Origin of the sequence: Salidesulfovibrio brasiliensis JCM 12178 (genome assembly GCF_001311825.1) — a bacterium.
GTDB classification, from domain to species: domain Bacteria; phylum Desulfobacterota; class Desulfovibrionia; order Desulfovibrionales; family Desulfovibrionaceae; genus Pseudodesulfovibrio; species Pseudodesulfovibrio brasiliensis.
The window spans coordinates 17,760-35,839 of sequence record NZ_BBCB01000026.1 but is presented as its reverse complement, the minus strand read 5'-3'; the positions used below and the strand labels follow the sequence as shown (position 1 = coordinate 35,839).

Annotated in this window: 23 protein-coding genes and 1 pseudogene; 13 read left to right on the top strand and 11 right to left on the bottom strand. The window is 58.0% G+C overall.

The window, feature by feature from the left end:
• Positions 1–136 precede the first annotated feature (136 nt).
• Positions 137–391, top strand: a complete 255-nt coding sequence (locus JCM12178_RS08565; protein ID WP_054650511.1) for a hypothetical protein — start codon at positions 137–139, stop codon at positions 389–391.
• On the opposite strand, the gene JCM12178_RS08560 is transcribed toward JCM12178_RS08565, so the two are convergent.
• Genes JCM12178_RS08560 through JCM12178_RS08550 form a run of 3 tightly spaced genes read right to left on the bottom strand, consistent with a single transcriptional unit; the run spans position 388 to position 1,814 of the window.
• Entirely contained in the window at positions 388–567 is a 180-nt protein-coding gene (locus JCM12178_RS08560; protein ID WP_054650509.1) for a hypothetical protein, read from the bottom strand. The genes JCM12178_RS08565 and JCM12178_RS08560 overlap by 4 nt on opposite strands.
• The gene (locus JCM12178_RS08555) at positions 555–1,055 is read right to left on the bottom strand and encodes a TIGR04282 family arsenosugar biosynthesis glycosyltransferase (RefSeq protein WP_054650507.1); all 501 of its coding nucleotides are present in this window, start codon (positions 1,053–1,055) and stop codon (positions 555–557) included. The genes JCM12178_RS08560 and JCM12178_RS08555 overlap by 13 nt, the downstream gene beginning before the upstream one ends.
• Before the next feature lie 30 nt (positions 1,056–1,085).
• Positions 1,086–1,814 carry a TIGR04283 family arsenosugar biosynthesis glycosyltransferase gene (locus JCM12178_RS08550; protein ID WP_054650505.1) on the bottom strand — a complete coding sequence of 243 codons (729 nt, stop codon included), beginning with the start codon at positions 1,812–1,814 and terminating at the stop codon, positions 1,086–1,088.
• A 45-nt stretch (positions 1,815–1,859) separates the two neighbouring features.
• Here JCM12178_RS08550 and JCM12178_RS08545 point away from each other — a divergent pair, with 45 nt between their 5' ends.
• From JCM12178_RS08545 to JCM12178_RS18275, 7 genes are all read left to right on the top strand, one after another.
• The gene (locus JCM12178_RS08545; RefSeq protein WP_245628689.1) at positions 1,860–2,207 is read left to right on the top strand and encodes a pyridoxamine 5'-phosphate oxidase family protein; all 348 of its coding nucleotides are present in this window, start codon (positions 1,860–1,862) and stop codon (positions 2,205–2,207) included.
• Positions 2,180–2,308, top strand: coding sequence for a hypothetical protein (locus JCM12178_RS20485; protein ID WP_284690211.1), 129 nt, complete (start codon positions 2,180–2,182; stop codon positions 2,306–2,308). The genes JCM12178_RS08545 and JCM12178_RS20485 overlap by 28 nt, the downstream gene beginning before the upstream one ends.
• 4 nt (positions 2,309–2,312) lie before the next feature.
• Positions 2,313–2,897, top strand: a complete 585-nt coding sequence (locus JCM12178_RS08540; RefSeq protein ID WP_054650503.1) for a GDSL-type esterase/lipase family protein — start codon at positions 2,313–2,315, stop codon at positions 2,895–2,897.
• Positions 2,831–3,925, top strand: coding sequence for a threonine aldolase family protein (locus JCM12178_RS08535; RefSeq protein ID WP_369404487.1), 1,095 nt, complete (start codon positions 2,831–2,833; stop codon positions 3,923–3,925). Before JCM12178_RS08540 ends, JCM12178_RS08535 begins: the two co-directional genes overlap by 67 nt.
• 1 nt (position 3,926) lies before the next feature.
• A complete protein-coding gene (locus tag JCM12178_RS08530) occupies positions 3,927–4,511 on the top strand; it encodes an LOG family protein (RefSeq protein ID WP_054650501.1) in 585 nt (194 codons plus the stop codon).
• Positions 4,512–4,609: 98 nt separating this feature from the next.
• The gene (locus JCM12178_RS08525; protein WP_054650499.1) at positions 4,610–4,891 is read left to right on the top strand and encodes a peptidylprolyl isomerase; all 282 of its coding nucleotides are present in this window, start codon (positions 4,610–4,612) and stop codon (positions 4,889–4,891) included.
• Positions 4,892–5,152: 261 nt separating this feature from the next.
• Positions 5,153–5,998, top strand: a complete 846-nt coding sequence (locus tag JCM12178_RS18275) for a hypothetical protein (protein WP_157054834.1) — start codon at positions 5,153–5,155, stop codon at positions 5,996–5,998.
• 873 nt (positions 5,999–6,871) lie between these two features.
• Here the strand turns inward: JCM12178_RS18275 and JCM12178_RS08510 are convergent.
• Together JCM12178_RS08510 and JCM12178_RS08505 are read right to left on the bottom strand one after the other, a co-directional pair.
• Complete coding sequence (locus tag JCM12178_RS08510) at positions 6,872–7,309, bottom strand: hypothetical protein (RefSeq protein WP_054650493.1); 438 nt, start codon at positions 7,307–7,309, stop codon at positions 6,872–6,874.
• Positions 7,306–8,364, bottom strand: a complete 1,059-nt coding sequence (locus JCM12178_RS08505) for a hypothetical protein (protein ID WP_054650491.1) — start codon at positions 8,362–8,364, stop codon at positions 7,306–7,308. Before JCM12178_RS08505 ends, JCM12178_RS08510 begins: the two co-directional genes overlap by 4 nt.
• Before the next feature lie 304 nt (positions 8,365–8,668).
• On the opposite strand from JCM12178_RS08505, the gene JCM12178_RS19610 reads away from it, so the two are divergent.
• Positions 8,669–8,830 (top strand): hypothetical protein, encoded by a 162-nt coding sequence (locus tag JCM12178_RS19610; RefSeq protein WP_245628688.1) that lies wholly within the window; start codon positions 8,669–8,671, stop codon positions 8,828–8,830.
• Between the two features lie 83 nt (positions 8,831–8,913).
• Positions 8,914–9,645, top strand: coding sequence for a substrate-binding periplasmic protein (locus JCM12178_RS08500; RefSeq protein WP_172677097.1), 732 nt, complete (start codon positions 8,914–8,916; stop codon positions 9,643–9,645).
• 3 nt (positions 9,646–9,648) lie between these two features.
• Here JCM12178_RS08500 and JCM12178_RS08495 read toward each other — a convergent pair whose 3' ends face one another.
• On the bottom strand, positions 9,649–11,469 hold the full coding sequence (locus tag JCM12178_RS08495; protein ID WP_054650487.1) for a bifunctional lysophospholipid acyltransferase family protein/GNAT family N-acetyltransferase: 1,821 nt from the start codon (positions 11,467–11,469) through the stop codon (positions 9,649–9,651).
• A gap of 393 nt (positions 11,470–11,862) precedes the next feature.
• Here JCM12178_RS08495 and groES point away from each other — a divergent pair, with 393 nt between their 5' ends.
• Together groES and groL are read left to right on the top strand one after the other, a co-directional pair.
• Positions 11,863–12,150, top strand: a complete 288-nt coding sequence (groES, locus tag JCM12178_RS08490; protein WP_054650485.1) for a co-chaperone GroES — start codon at positions 11,863–11,865, stop codon at positions 12,148–12,150.
• Between the two features lie 73 nt (positions 12,151–12,223).
• Positions 12,224–13,869 (top strand): annotated as a pseudogene (groL, locus tag JCM12178_RS08485) (chaperonin GroEL).
• Positions 13,870–13,973: 104 nt separating this feature from the next.
• Here groL and JCM12178_RS08480 read toward each other — a convergent pair.
• The 4 genes from JCM12178_RS08480 to JCM12178_RS08465 all read right to left on the bottom strand — a co-directional run bounded on the left by JCM12178_RS08480 (position 13,974) and on the right by JCM12178_RS08465 (position 16,700).
• Entirely contained in the window at positions 13,974–14,906 is a 933-nt protein-coding gene (locus JCM12178_RS08480) for a LysR family transcriptional regulator (protein ID WP_054650483.1), read from the bottom strand.
• 358 nt (positions 14,907–15,264) lie between these two features.
• Entirely contained in the window at positions 15,265–15,594 is a 330-nt protein-coding gene (locus tag JCM12178_RS08475) for a DMT family transporter (RefSeq protein ID WP_054650481.1), read from the bottom strand.
• Positions 15,595–15,804: 210 nt separating this feature from the next.
• Complete coding sequence (locus JCM12178_RS20290) at positions 15,805–16,044, bottom strand: LysR substrate-binding domain-containing protein (RefSeq protein WP_250635939.1); 240 nt, start codon at positions 16,042–16,044, stop codon at positions 15,805–15,807.
• Positions 16,045–16,079: 35 nt separating this feature from the next.
• The gene (locus JCM12178_RS08465) at positions 16,080–16,700 is read right to left on the bottom strand and encodes a LysR family transcriptional regulator (protein ID WP_054650477.1); all 621 of its coding nucleotides are present in this window, start codon (positions 16,698–16,700) and stop codon (positions 16,080–16,082) included.
• A 147-nt stretch (positions 16,701–16,847) separates the two neighbouring features.
• Here JCM12178_RS08465 and JCM12178_RS08460 point away from each other — a divergent pair, with 147 nt between their 5' ends.
• Positions 16,848–17,180, top strand: a complete 333-nt coding sequence (locus tag JCM12178_RS08460) for an SMP-30/gluconolactonase/LRE family protein (RefSeq protein ID WP_054650475.1) — start codon at positions 16,848–16,850, stop codon at positions 17,178–17,180.
• On the opposite strand, the gene JCM12178_RS08455 is transcribed toward JCM12178_RS08460, so the two are convergent.
• Positions 17,177–18,049: a tetratricopeptide repeat protein gene (locus JCM12178_RS08455; RefSeq protein WP_054650473.1), complete on the bottom strand. Its 873-nt coding sequence runs from the start codon at positions 18,047–18,049 to the stop codon at positions 17,177–17,179. The two genes, JCM12178_RS08460 and JCM12178_RS08455, sit on opposite strands and share 4 nt — an antisense overlap.
• Positions 18,050–18,080: the final 31 nt, after the last annotated feature.

The window sequence follows — 18,080 nt, the reverse complement described above, 5'->3', positions numbered from 1 at the left end:
GGACGGCGTCCCGCACGACCTGCTCGGCGTCCGGCTCGAAGCCGCCTGCGACGCGCTCTCGTCCATCACCGGCCGCATTGCGCCCGACGACGTCCTGAACGCCGTCTTCGACTCCTTCTGCATAGGGAAGTAGCTCATGGAAATACCGGAATTCGATCTCAGGGAAGTGACCTGCGGCCTTGTCCCGGCCATGCTCGACAAACTGCGGACAGCCGAAGCCGAGGAAGTGCGGATCAAGGTGCGTCAGGGAATCAGGACCGAGCTGTGGAACAGCTTCGGTTCCGGCGGGGAATGGGAAATCACCATCGAGGAAGACCTGTTCTGCGACGTGGTGATCTTCCGCCGAAATGCGGAAAAGCGCCTCGACCCGCTCGGACTGATGGACTTCTAGGTCAGTCCGGTCATCTCCCGGGCCAGCTTCAGAAACTCCGTCCCCTCCCAGCCCGCCACATCGGGGGATGAAAGGAAGTGGTGCAGGTCGTCAAGGGTGTCGATGTCCATGTGGCGCGGCGCCAGCGAGACCGAGAGCCCCTTGCGCTCCAGCGCGTCCACCGTCACCCCGAACACGTTGGGACCGCCCCACGCGATGCCTGCAAAGCCTGCGGCACGAAGTTGCGGCGGTCAAACCCGATCAGGTAGTACCCGCCGTCACCGGCTGCCCCCACCGAAGCCCGCTTGGGCGAAAGCGCCCTGAGCGCGGACATGCACTCCTCGGCATCAAGGCCGGGAATGTCGCTGCCCACCAGCACGGCGCGATCATAGCCCATGAAAAACGTCTCGCGAAAGGCGTTCTCCATGCGGCGGCCAAGGTCGGCTCCCTTTTGCGAAAGATAAAACTTGTCAGTCCCCAGCCACTCGACCATCTGCGGCCGGGCGTCTTCGGGTGCGTAGCAGACCACCACGTCCACTTCCAGCGCCTCCAACCGGGCGAGAACCCCTTCGACAAGGGCGCGGTAGAGTTCGCAGGCGGCCTCGTCCGAGGTTTCGGAGGCAAGCCGGGTCTTGACCCTGCCGGGGATGGGAAGCTTCACGAATAAGAGAATGCAGCCGTTCATTGTCGCTCCAGCGAATTGCGCGAATGTGGATCAGCGGGCTTCCGGCCCGTCCAGTTCGTTCTGGGGCCTATAGGCCCGCACAAGGTCTTCCGGCGACGCCCCGAGCCGGTGCCGGATACGCAGAACCACGTTCCTGAACGGCCGGAAAAACCGTCCTTCGGTTTCATACCTGCGGGCAGAGGTCCATACCTTGTTAGTAAGAAATGTGACACGACATCCTTCTTCACGCAAGCGCAGGTACATTTCCACGTCTTCCATGATCGGGATTTCCGGGTAGCCGCCCAGCCGTTCAAACACGTCCCTGCGGAAAAAGTGCGTCTGATCGCCGTAGGCCACGCGCTCCAGCCTCGCCCGCATGTTGCTGACCATGCCGAGAAAACGCACCCAGATGCTTTCAGTGTCGTAGCGCACGGAGAACGAACCCGCGTCATGTTCGGCAAGAGCGCGGCGCGCGATGCCGATGGCGTCGTCCGGCAGTCGCGTGTCAGCGTGCAGGAAAAGCAGCACGTCACCGCTGGCGGCCCGCGCTCCGGCGTTCATCTGCGCCCCGCGCCCCTTTGGCGCGAGCACGCCCGCAACCTCGGGATCATCCAGCGCGGCCAGCGTGCTTCCGCTCGGATCACCGTCACTCACGATGATCTCAACAGGCCGCTTTCCGGCCGCCCGGCGGACATTTTCCACCACGGAACCGATGGACGCGGCCTCGCCAAGGACCGGAACGATCACCGATGTCAGGCCGACTGTTGTGTTCGGGGGCATGTCGCAGTAATAAACCCTTTACCGAAAATGATAAAGGGGAGCGCCATGAAGAAGGGAACCACCACCGACCGCTTGACCGTCAACGACGTGCTGGACCGTGCCGACGTGCTCTGGCTGGCACTCAGCGACGAAGACGGTCCGTACTGCGTCCCGGTCAATCACGCCAGAAGCGGCGATGTGCTCTACATCCACTCCGGCCTGAAAGGACGCAAGGCGGACATCCTGCGCACCGGGTCCGTCGTGGCCTTCAGCGCCGCCACGGATCTCGTGTTCAAGCCCGCAACGGAACACGCCTGCTCCATGGGCTACCGTTTCCGCAGCGTCTGCGGCACCGCCACGCCCGAAGAGCTTTCCGGCGACGCTTCATGCACGCGCTGGACGCCCTCACGCTGAAATACGGCGGGGAAGCCATGCCCTACCATGAAAAAGGCCTCACGATCACCACGGCCTTTGCCCTGACCATCACGAGCGCCACCGCGCGTACCAAGGAGTAGCGCCATGCAGATGATCTTCATCGGCGATTCCCTCACCGCCGGATACGGCGACACCGAAGGGCTGGGCTGGGCCGGGCGGCTTGCGGTTGCCGCCATGCGCGCCGGAAACGACCTGACGTGGTACAACCTCGGCATCCGCGCCAACACCTCCACGGACATCCGCCAGCGCTGTGCGGAGGAATTGGGCCGCCGTACCATGGAAGGCCCGTTAAGAAACGTCCTGAGCATGGGCGCGGCAGACATCGCGCGCGGCGTGCCTTTTGAGACAACTGACGAGAATGCCCGAACGCTGCTCGACGACCTCACGCAAGTCGGCCCGGTGCTCATGATCGGCCCGCCCCCGGCCCTGCGCGATGGTTACGAACCTGCCGCGGCGCGTCTGGACGGGCTGTTTTCCACCCTTGCCCGCGAACGCGGCATCCCGTATGGTTCCAGCCTTCACCTGCTCCGGGACCGCCCCGGATATTTGGAAGGACTGAAACAGGGCGACGGCATTCACCCCGACGCAGCCGGATACGCCCTATGGGCCGAACTGCTCCTTGCCGACCCCGACATTCAACGATTCATCAATTCAGAACAAGGCCTCTAGATCATGAAATCCTTTGCCAGCGACAACAACTCCGGCGCACATCCCGCCGTGCTCCAAGCCCTGACCGACGCCAACGACGGCTTTGCCAAAGCCTACGGCGAAGACCCCGTGACCGCCCGCGCCGAGGCGCTCTTCCGCGAACACTTCGGCCCGCAGGCCCGTACCTTTTCGTCACCACCGGCACCGCCGCCAACATCACCGGCCTGCGCTGCGTCTGCCAGCCGTGGCAGTCGGTGCTCTGCTCCGAGCACGCCCACATCACCATGGACGAATGCGGCGCGCCCGAGGCCATCGGCGGATTCAAGCTGGTGCAGCTCCCGTCCGAAGACGGCCGCATCACGCCCGGGCAGATCGAACCGCACCTCGCCAGCCTCGGCTTCGTGCACCGCAACCAGCCGCACGTCATCTCCCTGACCCAGTGCACCGAGTTCGGCACCCTCTACACCCCCGGCGAAATCCGGAGGATGTGCGACTTCGCGCACAAGAACGGCATGCTGGTGCACATGGACGGCGCGCGCATCGCCAACGCCTGCGCCGCGCAGGACTGCACCTTCAAGGAGATGACCACCGACCTCGGCGTGGACCTGCTCTCCTTCGGCGGCACCAAGAACGGGCTTGTCATGGGCGAGGCCGTGGTGCTGCTCAACCCGGAGATCGGCGAGGCCATCCCCTTTTTCCGCAAGCAGTTCATGCAGCTCGTCAGCAAGATGCGCTTCATCGCCGCCCAGTTCATCCCCTACCTCGGCGACGGCATCTGGCGCGAGAACGCCAACCACGCCAACGCCATGGCCGAACGGCTGGCCCAGAAGGCCGGAGCGGTAAACGGTGTCGAGATCATCGGCGAAGTGGAGACCAACGCGGTCTTTTCCCGCCTGCCGGAAAAGGCGCTCGAGACACTGATGGACGAATACTATTTCTACATTTGGGACGAGACCGAGCGCAGCCTGCGCTGGATGCTCTCATGGAACACCACCGAGGCCATGGTGGACGAATTCGCGGACGCCATCCGCGTGGCCGTGGAGGGCTGAGATGAAAAGGATTTGCGTCTTTCTCGGCTCCAACCCCGGCAACTCGCCCGAATACCGCAGCGCAGCCCGCGACCTCGGTCGCGAGCTGGCTCGCCGGGAGCTTGCCGTGGTCTACGGCGGCTCGGGCGTGGGCCTGATGGGCACGCTGGCTGACGCGACCCTTGCCGAAGGCGGCGAGGTGATCGGCGTCATCCCGGAGCTTCTGGTGCAAAAGGAAGTGGCCCACACGAACTTGACCCGCCAGCACGTTGTCCCGTCCATGCACGCCCGCAAGGCCAAGATGGCCGAACTGGCAGACGGCTTCATCGCCCTGCCCGGCGGCATCGGCACGCTGGAGGAATTCTTTGAAGTCCTCACGTGGAATCAGCTCGGCTACCACCAAAAGCCCTGCGGCCTGCTGGACGTGAACGGCTACTACTCGGGCCTCGCCACATTCCTCGACAAGGTGGTGCAGGAAGGCTTCCTCGTAAACGAGCACAGGAGCATGGTCCTCACCGACGCCTCACCCGGCGGCCTGCTTGATCAATTCGAGACCTATGTTCCGCCGCAGGTGGACAAGTGGATTGAGAGGAAGAAAGGGTTGTAGAACGGCTTCCAATTCGTAAGAGTTTTTGCGACTTGCAAAGTCGTAACGGCAAATTACATGGCATATTAAATTGTATTCAAACGTATAGGAGCACACACATGGCAAAAGCAACTGCCCGGCATCTTTTGGTTAGCGATGAACAAACCTGTCTGGACCTGAAAAAACAGATTCAGGACGGCGCTGATTTTGCTGAACTGGCGAAAAAACACTCCAGTTGCCCTTCTGGTCAGCAAGGCGGCGATCTCGGTGAATTTGGCCCCGGCGCCATGGTCCCGGAATTCGACACTGTCGTGTTCAACGAAGCGGTCGGCGAAGTTCATGGCCCGGTAAAAACCCAGTTCGGTTACCATCTGCTGGAAATCACCAGCCGCGAAGACTAACCACTTCTTCATGTTTGCAACAAAGGCCCCGCACAGAATTCTGTGCGGGGCCTTTTGGTTTGATCTGGGGGCTTGAAATGACAGAGTATCAACTTATAGTTTTTGAATTTCACATACACAGATTATCAGCTTTTTTAGGCTGTCCAGAATGGGTATACTCTAGATGGACTGCTGTCACATGAAATCCAAACTGCGACTGTACAAAAAAAGAATGAGGGGATAATTACTGGACACCAATCGATACCAATAGGGGATAATTAAATGGACAATGCGACCTCTCAGGAAACAGTAATTCATCTCGAAACCTACCTCCCTCACTTTTTTACTTTCGGATCGACTGTCACAAGTGTCCTGCTGGCAGGGTGGCTTGCACTAAAGCAACAAAGGAAAAATGCAAAGGAAGCACTCAAGGCGGATATATATGAAAAAATTGCTGACAAGCTGGACATTGCTTCATCGGCACTGATTACCTCCAACACGGCACACACAAAAGCATCTATTCAGCTTTCTTTATTTTGGGAAAACTGCCATACCCCACACAATCCCTACACAACGATAAGCCACAATAGGCTTGATCTGATTGATTTACATTACAAGGCTGCTCAAGCAGTAACTGAGATACTTTTATTGCTTGAACGATATGCTATTACTGGAAAGAATTTTGAAATATTTGCTCAAATGCTTGGGTCTCATAGTAGAAAGTACGAAGAAGTGTCATCAAAATATCAACATGCAGCGACCCCCCTAATCCCTATTGGAGCATCTAACGAAGATGCCTTGACCGAACTACACCGTATTGCGCGACTTCGTACTCCAACAAGGCAAGATATAGACAATCTACAAAATGCAGCCAAAAAGTATTCATCATTATCGATTGAGATGACATCATACCTTTCTGACATAAGCATATCTGCCCAAAAGCATTTTCTTGGAACTATTTTCCCCGACAATAAACTGGAATATCGTGTCCCGCTCGATCCAGATGTGCTTGTCCTGAGAGACGACCCTCAGACCCTCAGAAAGCTGCAAGGCATTCTCGAAGAACAGCGGAACGAGATTGCTCAGGATTACTACGCCCACAATCCCCCTAAACCGGAAGAAGAATAGTGATCTGCTTCCGGCTAGCTTTCATGTTTTGAGAGGCGTGTGACAACGGCTCCCCACTCCTCAATTCGTGCTAAGAAGTTTCGGGAAAGAGAATTCACAGCATTGGTAATGGTGAAACAGATATCTTGAATCTCATGTACTGCAAAGCAAATCCTTTCTCCCTTTGCAAACACCCGTTCTCTTTTGGCCCACCTGATTACGATTTTCGCTTGCCTATTATCAAACTGTGGCGTGAACCGGAGTTTCCATGTTCACAACACACTCTTGGCCTTTCTTTTTTCCAACTGCTTCGGCATCGACATAGTACCAGATACATTTGAATTGCCCTCCTGACTTCTTGAGGTCATCATCCCCGACAAAGCCTTGCCTATGGGTCAAACAGTTCTTCACTTTGGCGAGAGTTATGATACTATCGGCACAATCCACGTCGATACCGATCTTTTTGAGTGTCGTGATTCTTTCTTGAATGGATTGAGACCTTTTGAAATTCTTAGGCTGATACTTAGAGGGAGCATCTGCTGACACAGGCAGCACCTCCTAGAGGTAACCCATTACGTTTTCAAAAGATTCAATCATATCTTCAACGCACTTGTTCACTACCCACTCTTGGAATCCTTCTTTGTAATCGCTCTGACTCTCAATCCAAGCTTCGTGCGGTACAAGCCCAAACACACAACCCGGACTAAGTCGATACTTGGTACTTCGGTCTTTTTTTACTTTTTCACTCAACGCAGAAAAGATATAGGCTCGATTGATTGAGACCTTCGCCACTCGAAGTATCTTATCTAGATCAACAGTTCACATCTGTTGTCCGTTTGCCTCTTGGGGTTGTGTCACGAAAAATGGTCCTTATCTGGATATGGTGGTTTGGGCCTACTTCATCAAAACAGCAGCTAATCCGGTCAATGCGGCGACCAAACCAGTAACTAGTGAAAACAGCGAGTAGATAGGCTGCCTTCTGCGGGCTAGAGCCGTGTCTATCTCTTTGCGAAGTTCGTGCTTGCCTTTCTGAGTCAGCACATAGGGGCCATTGATACGCACAATAGTCCACCAACCTGTTCCTTTGGCCGGAGGGTGTGGACAAGGGATGTCCAGTTTCCATGCGAGTTTTTTAAGGTAGGAGCTATGCACTTCGTCTTTTTCAGCATTAAGGTGCATTAGGTCAATATCAATCGGTTCGTAAATCATATGGGCATGCTCATCCCCCGCTTTCAATGCTGCCCGAAAATCCTTCTTATAGGGCGCAAATAGTTTGCTTTCTTCACGGTCCAGCTTCCAAATTTCCCATTTGTATTTGATATAATCTATCATGGCTTCCCTTGATTGGCCTTTTCGTGTTCGACAATGAACTCCATAAACTCTCGAAGTTTATTTTCGATTTCAGGTATGGATTCATAGCTTTTGGGCATGGTGAGGTAGATCATTTTTCCACCTTCTTTTAAGTGTGCCAACGAATCCGATTCCGGGTCGTCGGTGACACAAACTGCGATTCCACACCCTCCGCTTAGTATGCGCGATAGCTTTTCTGCCAGTTTCCCTTTTATGTCTCCATCGTGGATAACCATTAATCTCCCCGGATAAAGCAAGGGGTAGTCTTCGACTTGAGAGTTTAAAAGCCCGTGGCCTTTCGTTTTGAAGTTGTATTCGTGTAGGATTCTTGAAAGAGCATCCATTACACGCCCATGCAGTTGGTGTTCTTTTTCATTCAAATCGGAAAAAGATAATCGGTAGTAGGTGATGTTTCTCCATACTGTTTTGCCAATAGCCTCTGGTGTTAGCTCCTCCTCAGAATATATCAGGTGCAGGAATCTATTACCGATGTCCGACAAATCCAAGCTTTCTTCTGTTTCTTCCATAATATGCAGATCAAGTAATCTTGGAAGGCTGTATGGGTTGATTAGGTCGATGTTAGGAACTACGCTCTTAACGTCATAGTTCAGTGTCACATATTTTCTTCGCACAAGCTCTATGTCGTATGAGGTTAATGACTTAACAATTTTCAGTATTTCCAACTTTTCTATTTTGTCGAATTTGCCTTTTGCAATTGAGGAAAATAGTCTGGAGTAGTACTCTGCCTTTTCGTCCTCATCGTCCCGGATCATGGCTTCAATCAGCCTAGTGTAGTCCTGAATATCATCCTCTTTAAAAGGAACTGCTTCTTCTTCGTTGAGGAGTCTTTGGTGAAAATCGGTGATTCGCTTTTCGGCTTGGTGGCTCTTCCATTCCGCTACGCGATCCATGCATATCTGGAACACCGTGTATCCAACAGCTAACCCCGGACCAACTGTCGGTATCGCTGCCAATGAACCTGTAGCAACAGCTTCCGCTATTCTACGAGACATGTTGAGGTTGATAAAATTCTCCACTGAATCCCTCCAATCTCATGCTGTACGTAAAGTCTATTTCAGGTCGCTGAAGACTACAACTCTCCTCATACACAATCAAGACTCTTCGATTTTGAAACTTGCTACATAATTGCCTAGCATTTGCTGAGGCAACCTGCTGAAAAACAGACTGTAGGACGCCTTCAAATACTATGTAACTGTCTGAAATCAGAGTTGAAACATAGGAAGTCATCTGGAAAACGTGTGTGATTACGGCCACCGGAGGTTCAAATCCTCTCCTCTCCGCCAGAAAAGACTAATAACCTCGATTGAAAAATGGATGGGCATGGAAAATTCACCCGGCCACCTCCAGACCATCTCCTTGCCACTCAAATGTAGATCAATCCGTACACTTAGGCCCCCAAAGCCCGGCGGCCTGCTCGACCAGTTCGAGACCTATGCAACGCCGCAGGTGGACAAGTGGATTGAGAGGAAGAAGGGTCTTTGATCGAAACCCATTCCGGAATTCAATAACCCGCTTGATTTCTCCATCGGCTCGGGCAATGATACCCTATGCGCCGAATAGGGTTTGTGCTCCTTCAGCTTCTTGTCTGGGCCGCACTGGTCGCGCCATTCGCCCACGCACGCGAGGTCGTGCTGTCGGTGGGACAGTCCATGCCGCCCTACGTCATGCGCGCGGACAACCGGGGGCTTGAAGTCGATATCGTCAGGGAAGCATTGAAACTGGCAGGACATTCGAGCAGGGTCTGTTTTGCGCCTCTAGCGCGGGTGCCGGACCTCTTGCGGGAAGGGATGGCCGATGCGGCGCTGACCATGAACCGAGAGACGGCAATAGAAGCCGAATGCCTTTCGGACAGCCACATTTTCTACCACAATGTCGCCATTTCACTCAAAGAGGACAGGCTGAAGATACAGCAACCCGCCGACCTGAGGGGCAAAAGCGTCTCAGCCTTCCAGCGGGCAGACCTGCGACTGGGGCGCGGCTTTGCGGAAGTCATCCCGTGGATGAAAAGCTATTCCGAGACCGCCAACCAGATGATCCAGCTCAACCTGCTCTTTTCCGGCCGGGTGGACGTCATCATCATCGAACGCCACATCCTGAAGGCGCTGCTGAAAGCCACGCCCGAGAGCGACATGGTGGACCTGTCGCGGCCCCATGTGGTGCACGACATCTTTGAACCCACCGAGTACCGCGTGGGCTTCAACGACGAACAGCTCTGCGCCGACTTCAACGCCGGGCTGAAAAAGCTGCGCGAGTCCGGACGCTATGACGAACTCGTGGCCAAATACCTTGAAGAATGATGCCTAGGCCGCGCGAAGCGGTGTCGGGGTGTGGTTGCCGTGGTGATCCAGAAACGCCTCGGCGCCCTGCTTGCCCATGAACCGGCCCAGAATCTTGGGGTCGGTGTTCACCAGATCCACCAGAATCAGCCCGTCCAGACAGTTGCCGAAGTCCGGGTCCACGTTGAACCCGAGGATGCGGCCGCCGAGCTTGAGGTACTGCTTGAGCAGCACCGGGATGCCGCGCCCGTCCTCCACGTCCGTGACCACGCCGCCGATGTCCTCGGGGTCGCTGAACACGGCCTCGGAGAAGGCAACGTCGAGCCTGTCGAGCGCCTTGGGCTTGAGCGGGGTCGAGGGCGTCACCTGCGTGGCGAGCTCCGCGTCGAAACAGTGGCGCTGCAGATAGCTGACCATCAGCTCGCGCGATACGCGGGAGTAATCGCCAGAGATGCTCACGCAACCGAACAGCTTTGAATAGCGGGGATTCTTGACCACGAACGCGGCCAGCCCCTTCCAGAGCATCAAAAGCGGCTGGTAGCTGCGCTGATATTTGGCGCGGATGAAGGAACGGCCCAGCTCCAGCGCGGGTTGCAGCGTTTTGAGAAAGCCGGGTTTGAAGCGGAAAAGCGAGGCCGAATAGATGCCGTCCTGCCCCTGCTTTTCAAGAATCTCATCGCTCAGGGCGAAACGGTATGCGCCGCAGACCTCGCGCTCGGCATTGTTCCAGAGCACCAGATGACGGTAGGTGTCGTCGTAGGCGTCGATGTCCATGGGCAGGCCGGTGCCTTCTCCCACGGCGCGGAAAGTCTTTTCACGCAGCACGCCGATCTCGCGCAGGATGCGGGGGATGCGCCATGCCTCGGCCTGAAAAACGCTGTAGTCGCCGCTCTGCACCAGCATGTGCTCGTCCGGCAGGGCCGCGACCTCGCTGGCGAGGATGTGCTTGGACATGCCGTTGGCCAGTTGCGCCATCTTGCGCTTGGGGTTTTCCCGGCGCTTGAAGAGCGAGGGCCGCTGGCGGCGCAGGACATAGGTCCTGAAACGAAGATAATCCGTCAGCTCGCGGTTGGTTTCATAGGATTCGAGGCGTTCGTAGGCGATGGGGCCGCCCACCGAGACCTGCACTTTGCGGCTGGCCCGCTTGAGGTTCTCGTGCGGCAGAAGCACGGTGCGAAGCCGGGGGTGAATCATGCCCGCCGCCTGAAAGACCGCGCTGTTGCGGCCGTTGAAAAACATGGGCACCACAGGACACTTGGCCTTGCGGACCATGCGGGCCACGGTCTCGCTCCACGGCGGGTCCGCGACCATGCGGCGGCCGACCTTGAGGCTGGAGACCTCGCCTGCCGGGAAGACAGCCAGCAGGTGGCCGTCCTTGAGCCAGCGCATGCTCTCCTTGAGGCCGGAGATGTTGGCCTTGGCCGAGTCGCTGGTGCCGAAGGGGTCGACTGCGATGAGGTTTTCCCGCATTTCGGGGATCTTGCCGAGCAGGTAGTTGGCCATGACCTTGACGTCCGGCCGGATCTGCTTGAGTAGCTTGACGAGGATGACGCCCTCCACCGCGCCGAAGGGATGGTTCGCCACCACCATGAGCGGGCCCTTGGAAGGAATCTTCGAGAGCGGACGGCCGCCGAGTTCAAGGGTGATGCCGAAGATTTCCAGTACCCGGTCCACGAACTCGCCGCCTGCGTCCTGCTCCTGATATTTCGCGTAGAGCGAGTTCAGGGTGTCGAAACGCAGGATCTTGGTCAGGGGCTTGGTGGCGATGTTGAACAGTGCGCGTTTGAACGGAGTCTGATACGGGGCGTCGAGGCGGAAAATCGGGGACTCGGTGGTCTGTTGCATGGCGTGCTCCTCATCAGGTTTGCAGGAGTATAATGCATACCGACACGATTCGTGTTTCCGGCAAGTTACGCCGTGTCAAAGACGGTCACGAACGCGTTACCGACCGAAGGTGGACAGCACCGCACGACTCCCGTACAACCACACTGCCCGAGTCCGAAGCCCCAAAGCTTCAGGCGGCACACCACGGCCCCGCGCCATGTGTTCCAACCCGCCTCCTCAACGGACAGCAAAAGCTCCGCCGAGAAATGCGGAAAAAAATCGGCACCCCGCTTGACAGGGAAACGACCGTGCTTATTTATCTCCGAGTCTTCCGCTGGGACGCACCGGAGACACGCCGGAACGCGACACGGAAAAACCTAAAAAACCACACTTGATACCTGGAGGTATAGAGGTATGAAACTGAAACCGCTGAACGACCGCGTATTGGTGAAACGCCTGGAAATGGAAGAGAAGACTGCAGGCGGCATCATCATCCCCGATTCCGCCAAGGAAAAGCCGATGAAGGGCATGATCGTGGCCGTTGGCCCCGGCAAGCTGGACGATGCCGGAAAGCGCGTTGCCATGACCGTCAAGGAAGGCGACGCAGTGCTGTTCGCCAAGTATGCCGGTACCGAAGTGCAGGTCGACGGTGAAGATCACCTCGTCATGCGCGAAGACGACATCCTCGCCGTCGTCGAGTAACGGCCCCGGCCCGATATACGATTAAGGTTCCAATTCCGAGAATTCACACAACTTTCTGTAAGGAGATACATCAATGGCCAAAGAAATTCTTTTTGATGCCAAGGCACGCGAAAAACTGAAGGCCGGCGTTGACAAGCTGGCAAACGCCGTCAAGGTCACCCTCGGCCCCAAGGGCCGCAACGTGGTAATCGAAAAGAGCTTCGGCGCTCCGGTCATCACCAAGGACGGTGTCTCCGTCGCCAAGGAAATCGAACTCGAAGACAAGTTCGAGAACATGGGCGCCCAGATGGTCAAGGAAGTCGCTTCCAAGACCTCCGACGTTGCCGGTGACGGTACCACCACCGCCACCATCCTCGCCCAGTCCGTCTTCACCGAAGGCGTGAAGCTCGTGGCTGCCGGCCGCAACCCCATGGCCATCAAGCGCGGCATCGACAAGGCCGTGGAAGCCGTTGTTGCCGAACTCGGCAATGCCGCCAAGCCGACCCGCGACCAGAAGGAAATCGCACAGGTCGGAACCATCTCCGCCAACAACGACGCCACCATCGGCAACATCATCGCCGAAGCCATGAACAAGGTCGGCAAGGAAGGCGTCATCACCGTTGAGGAAGCCAAGGGCCTCGAAACCACTCTGGATGTCGTCGAAGGCATGCAGTTCGACCGCGGCTACCTCTCCCCCTACTTCGTGACCAACCCGGAGCGCATGACCTGCGAACTGGAAGAGCCGCTCATCCTGCTGAACGAGAAGAAGATCTCCAACATGAAGGAACTTCTCCCGGTTCTGGAGCAGGTCGCCAAGATGTCCCGTCCGCTGCTCATCATCGGTGAAGACATCGAAGGCGAAGCGCTGGCCACCCTCGTGGTCAACAAGCTGCGCGGCACCCTGAACGTCTCCGCTGTCAAGGCTCCGGGCTTCGGCGAACGCCGCAAGGCCATGCTCAAGGACATCGCCGTCCTGACCGGCGGTCAGGTCGTGTCCGAAGACCTCGGCATCAAGCTCGAGAACCTGACCGTCAACGACCTCGCTCCGCCAAGCGCGTCGTCATCGACAAGGACAACACCACCATCGTCGACGGTGCAGGCAACGCCGATGAAATCAAGGCCCGCATCAAGCAGATCCGCGCCGAAATCAACGAATCCTCCTCCGACTACGATCGCGAAAAGCTCCAGGAGCGCCTCGCCAAGATCGTCGGCGGTGTTGCCGTCATCCACGTCGGCGCTGCCACCGAGATCGAGATGAAGGAGAAGAAGGACCGCGTGGAAGACGCCCTGAACGCCACCCGCGCTGCCGTTGAAGAAGGCATCGTCCCCGGCGGCGGCGTTTCCCTCGCCCGCGCCACCAAGGCTCTTGCCGAGCTCAAGGCCGTTGACGACGACGAAGCCGCAGGCATCGCCATCATCACCCGCGCCATCGAAGAGCCGCTCCGCCAGATCGCCGGCAACGCCGGTTTCGAAGGCTCCATCGTGGTCGAGAAGGTCAAGGCCGGCAAGGACGGCTTCGGCTTCAACGCCGCCACCTCCGAGTACGAAGACCTCATCAAGGCCGGTGTCATCGACCCGAAAAAGGTCACCCGCACCGCGCTGCAGAACGCCGCTTCCGTGGCCGGTCTGCTGCTGACCACCGAGTGCGCCATCGCTGAAAAGCCCGAGAAGGAAGGCGCCGCTGCCCCGGCCATGCCCGGCGGCATGGGCGGAATGGGCGGCATGGGCGGAATGTACTAGTCCGACCCGGCTATCCCAAGCTGACAATGAAGGCCCCGTGCACCAAGTGCGCGGGGCCTTTTCTGTTTCCGTCAAATCCCGTTGGGCCGGGAGCGGGTGCCCGATTACCCGCCACAGCCAAGGGTGCAGGCGTCAGAGGGCTCGGGACAGTATTCCTCCATCACAGCAAGAAAGCAGGCCAGCGCCGGAGAGGCGTCGCCCGCACGCCACGCAAGATCAAGAACGCTCTTGCACGCAGCCTTGCCGCCCTGCCAGTCGAACGGCAACAACCTGACGCAGTCCGGGCACACGGCAGCCATGCGGCTGGGCACCAGCCCGATGCCCATGCCGGTGGAAACGAGCGCCAGCTTGGTGTGATGCGACGCCGCCTCCTGCACGATGTTCGGCTCAATGCCGCGCGCGTGAAAGACCGCCAAAGACTCGTCATAGGACTTGGGATGAACGGCCCGAGGGAAAACAATCAGGTCCTCGCCATGCAGGTCCTCCAGCCGGGCCGAGGACGCCTCGGCAAGCCGGTGGTTGCGATGAACGGCCAACAGGTAGGGATCACGCAGGAACACCCTGAAATTCAACTCTGAAGATCGTGAACAACGGCCGAAGACGATCCCGGCGTCCAGTTCCTCATCCAGCAGTTGCCGCCGCTGCTCCACGGAATCCATCTCGTAGAGGTCCAGCACGATGCCGGGATGTCGCTCGCGGAATTCCGCCACGGCCTCCGTGAAATACGAATGAGCCACCGAAGGCACGAACCCGACGCCCAGCCGCCCCACCTCGCCACGGGACATCATCCGCACCTGCTCCACACCGTTCTCCAGCGTGCCGAGCGCGTTTCGGACCACGCACAGGAACTTGCGGCCCTCGGGCGTCAACGAGACGTTGCGGTTGTCCCGCCTGAGCAGCAGCACGCCAAGCTCCTCCTCCAGCTTCTTGATCTGCTGGCTCAGCGGCGGCTGCGCCACATGCATCTTCCTGGCCGCACGTCCGAAATGCAGTTCCTCAGCCACCGCTCTGAAATACTCAAGCTGCCGCAGATTCATATCGATACTCCAAATGTATCAAAGGCCACTTCTTTATATATTGGACATATCATTCCCCACGGTCATACTTGGAGACAGCGAGCAAATCAAGACGCGAAGGAGGCAATTATGCGACCAGTGGATTATGAACGGCTACGGTATGACGAGTTGGTTCGGCAGGGAAAGATCAAGCCGACCTTTTGGCGGGATGCACGAAGATTCTTTTGCGTGCTGCTGATGGTGGGCACCCTTGTGACTGTGGTCCCCACCTGCCGGGCGCTTTTCGGCCTTGAGGCAAAGCATCCGGGCAGAAAGCCCGCCCTGCTCAGCCCGGATATGCCGGGGCCCGGCAATGTCCGGCCCCCGGCAGGGTCACGAATCAGTGAACGGTCGTCTTTGAAAGCACGTTGATGCAGACGACCCCGGCCACGATCAGCCCGATGCCTGTCAGCGCCCAGAAGTCAGGCATCTGCTTGAACATGATCGCGCCGAACAGCACCACGAGGGCGGTCCCGAGTCCGGCCCAGATGGCGTAGCCTATCCCCACCGGGAGGGTGCGGAGCACGATGCAGAGGAAGGTGAAGGCCGTGGCGTATCCGCCGATGACCATGATGAGAGGTACCAGTCGCACCCCGTCGGAGAGGACTTTGAGGGCCATGGTTGCGGCCACTTCGGCCACGATGGCCAGCGTGAGATAGATGTAGGTCACGATTTCTCCCGTTCTGGTTGCCAGTCCTGCCGGTTTCCCGGCAACGTCCGCGGCTGTCGATCACTCGGAGCCACTTCCGGACGGTGCCCTGAGGCACGCTGCCGCGCTATCCCGCAGGACGCGCGACCGTCCGGCCACCACATACCCAGTACATTTGAAGCCGCGACACTCGCAGCGCTGCACACGGCCGGGAACCTGTGGATGGCGGCGCTATGCGTCGTCCACCCGGCAGAACTCCCCGGCCACTTCCAGCAGTCGCTCCATGATCGGGCCGTGCCCGTGCTCGGGCCACACGATGGTCACTTCCCACGGTGGCAGCGTGCCGTCCAACGGCAGGATCGACACCCCCGAAGGACACCCGTTCACCGAAGAAGACGGAACCAGCGCCACACCCATTCCGGCGGCCACGAGCGCAAGCGTGCTCTGCTCGGTATTGGCTTCCTGAACAATGTTGGGAGTCGCGCCCGCTCGATCGAATGCGGCGATCAGGCGTCATGGAGCTTCGGCTGGTAGTGCCTAGGGTAAAAGATCATGTCCTCGCCGTCCAGTTCCGCCAGATCGACGCGCTCCCTCCCCGCCAGAGCGTGGTCGCGAGGAACGGCAAGAGCGTATGCTTCGCGCTGAAAAAGGCGAGTTTTCATGCCGTGGGTGTCATGCCCGTAAAGGCGGGAAAAACCGGCATCCAGACGGCCCTTCGCAAGCAGGCCGAGCTGGTGGAAAGTGGACATGGCCCGGATGGTCAGCCGGATATTCGGGTACCGGCGCCGGAACTCGCGCACCACAGCCGGAAGCGATCCGCACGCGGCAGGCCCGACGAAACCGACCTTGAGCGAACCTTCCTCGCCCTTGGCCACGCTGCGGACGGTCTGCCCGGCCTCGTCAAGCAGGGCCATGGCCTTGCCCACCTCGGCCATGTAGTACCGCCCGGCCTCTGTCAGCTCCACCTTCCGGCTGCTGCGCTCGAAAAGCTCCACGTCCAGTTCCTCTTCGAGCTGGCGTATCTGCCTGCTCAGCGGCGGCTGGGACACGTGAAGCCGCCTCGCTGCCCTGCCGAAGTGAAGCTCCTCGGCGACAGCCATGAAGTACCGCAAGTGACGCAATTCCATTCATACCTCCAGAGCATCAATCGCTACACAAAAGCATATTGGACATATCGATGCCCTGTTTCTAGGGTTGGGTCAAGCGCAAGGAGGAAACCATGCGAGTCCTGATACTTTTTGTTCTGACGCTGACAATGCTCATCTGCAACGGGAATGGCTGCCCCCCCAGACGGTGCGCGGGCCCTTGAGGCCGATGCGCGCGGCAATCTGTACCTTGCCAGAGGTGCAGGCATATTTCAGGTGACGCCGGACGGCGAAGAAATCAGTCTGGTAAATTTTGAACGGCAGGTCATATCGCTGGCCAGCGGGCCACGCGGCAGGCTGTACGCACTGGATGAAGCCGGGACGGTCTACCGGGTTCATGCCGACGGAACGGCAGAAATCGTGACAAAGGGACTGAAGGATGCCTCGGCCATAGCCGTGGACAGGGACGGGACCGTGATGGTCACGAATATTTCTGGATCGGTGGGACCGGCTGTCCCCTAGAAGTCGAGCTTGATGGCCTTGCCGCCACCGCCGCCGGAACCGCCGGGTTTGGGCTTGCCCCCGGAATGGCCATAAATCTTCGGCTCGGTCTTCTTGACGATCTTCTCGGCTTCCATGTTCAGGGGATTCTTGTCCATGACCGAGGAGGCGTACTTGTGGGCTTCGCCCCACTCACGGCGGCCGAGGTGCAGCTTGGCAAGCTTCATCTCAAGAGACTCGTTGATGCCGAGCCGCCGCATGGCTTCCTTGACCGCGTCGATGGCCTTGCTCGCCTCGCCGAGACCCTCGTAGCACATGATGAGCGAACCGTGGGCGCGGTTGTCCGAGCCGTTCTGCTCGATGGCGCGCTTGAGGTATTCGGCCGCCTCCTGAAAGAGACCGCCCATCATCAGGCGGGTGCCGATGTCGGAGTTGATGCCGGGTATGTCGGAAAAGGTGTCGGACGCCTTGCGGAAGAGCTTGCGGGCTTCGAGGTGCTCCTGCTTCTCCAGATGCTTCTGGGCCTCCAGCAGCATGGTATCCAGTTCGGCGTAGCGCTCACGCTGCTTGGCGACCTTGGCCTTCTCCATGGCGTCCTTGAGCTTGGCGGCCAGCCGGACGAGCGTCTTGTAGAGCGCCGCCTCCTTGCCCCGCTGGTAGTTCAACCCCTTGGGGAAAAGACGCTGAATCATTGCCAGCTCATTGAAATCCTTGAACACTTCCTCAAGAAGCGCCTGTACCTCGAACTTCTCGCGGCCAAAGACCTGACTGGCGGCAACACCCTTCACGGCCCGTGCGAGAAACTCAAGCGTCCGAAGGTAGTCATTGCGGGCGATGTAGGATTTCGCTCTGGCGATGTCTTCACGAATGGTCTTGGCAGTGGCGCTCATCAGGACTCCAATATAACCGACTGTTTCCGAA

Coding starts and splice junctions, on each gene's coding strand:
- JCM12178_RS08535 (WP_369404487.1), top strand. CDS start 2,831: ATGGGCCGAACTGCTCCTTGCCGACCCCGACATTCAACGATTCATCAA.
- JCM12178_RS08540 (WP_054650503.1), top strand. CDS start 2,313: ATGCAGATGATCTTCATCGGCGATTCCCTCACCGCCGGATACGGCGAC.
- JCM12178_RS08525 (WP_054650499.1), top strand. CDS start 4,610: ATGGCAAAAGCAACTGCCCGGCATCTTTTGGTTAGCGATGAACAAACC.
- groES (WP_054650485.1), top strand. CDS start 11,863: ATGAAACTGAAACCGCTGAACGACCGCGTATTGGTGAAACGCCTGGAA.
- JCM12178_RS08565 (WP_054650511.1), top strand. CDS start 137: ATGGAAATACCGGAATTCGATCTCAGGGAAGTGACCTGCGGCCTTGTC.
- JCM12178_RS08510 (WP_054650493.1), bottom strand. CDS start 7,309: ATGATAGATTATATCAAATACAAATGGGAAATTTGGAAGCTGGACCGT.
- JCM12178_RS08550 (WP_054650505.1), bottom strand. CDS start 1,814: ATGCCCCCGAACACAACAGTCGGCCTGACATCGGTGATCGTTCCGGTC.
- JCM12178_RS08530 (WP_054650501.1), top strand. CDS start 3,927: ATGAAAAGGATTTGCGTCTTTCTCGGCTCCAACCCCGGCAACTCGCCC.
- JCM12178_RS08545 (WP_245628689.1), top strand. CDS start 1,860: ATGAAGAAGGGAACCACCACCGACCGCTTGACCGTCAACGACGTGCTG.
- JCM12178_RS08555 (WP_054650507.1), bottom strand. CDS start 1,055: ATGAACGGCTGCATTCTCTTATTCGTGAAGCTTCCCATCCCCGGCAGG.
- JCM12178_RS08465 (WP_054650477.1), bottom strand. CDS start 16,700: ATGGAATTGCGTCACTTGCGGTACTTCATGGCTGTCGCCGAGGAGCTT.
- JCM12178_RS08455 (WP_054650473.1), bottom strand. CDS start 18,049: ATGAGCGCCACTGCCAAGACCATTCGTGAAGACATCGCCAGAGCGAAA.
- JCM12178_RS08460 (WP_054650475.1), top strand. CDS start 16,848: ATGGCTGCCCCCCCAGACGGTGCGCGGGCCCTTGAGGCCGATGCGCGC.
- JCM12178_RS19610 (WP_245628688.1), top strand. CDS start 8,669: ATGGAAAATTCACCCGGCCACCTCCAGACCATCTCCTTGCCACTCAAA.
- JCM12178_RS08480 (WP_054650483.1), bottom strand. CDS start 14,906: ATGAATCTGCGGCAGCTTGAGTATTTCAGAGCGGTGGCTGAGGAACTG.
- JCM12178_RS18275 (WP_157054834.1), top strand. CDS start 5,153: ATGGACAATGCGACCTCTCAGGAAACAGTAATTCATCTCGAAACCTAC.
- JCM12178_RS20485 (WP_284690211.1), top strand. CDS start 2,180: ATGCACGCGCTGGACGCCCTCACGCTGAAATACGGCGGGGAAGCCATG.
- JCM12178_RS08495 (WP_054650487.1), bottom strand. CDS start 11,469: ATGCAACAGACCACCGAGTCCCCGATTTTCCGCCTCGACGCCCCGTAT.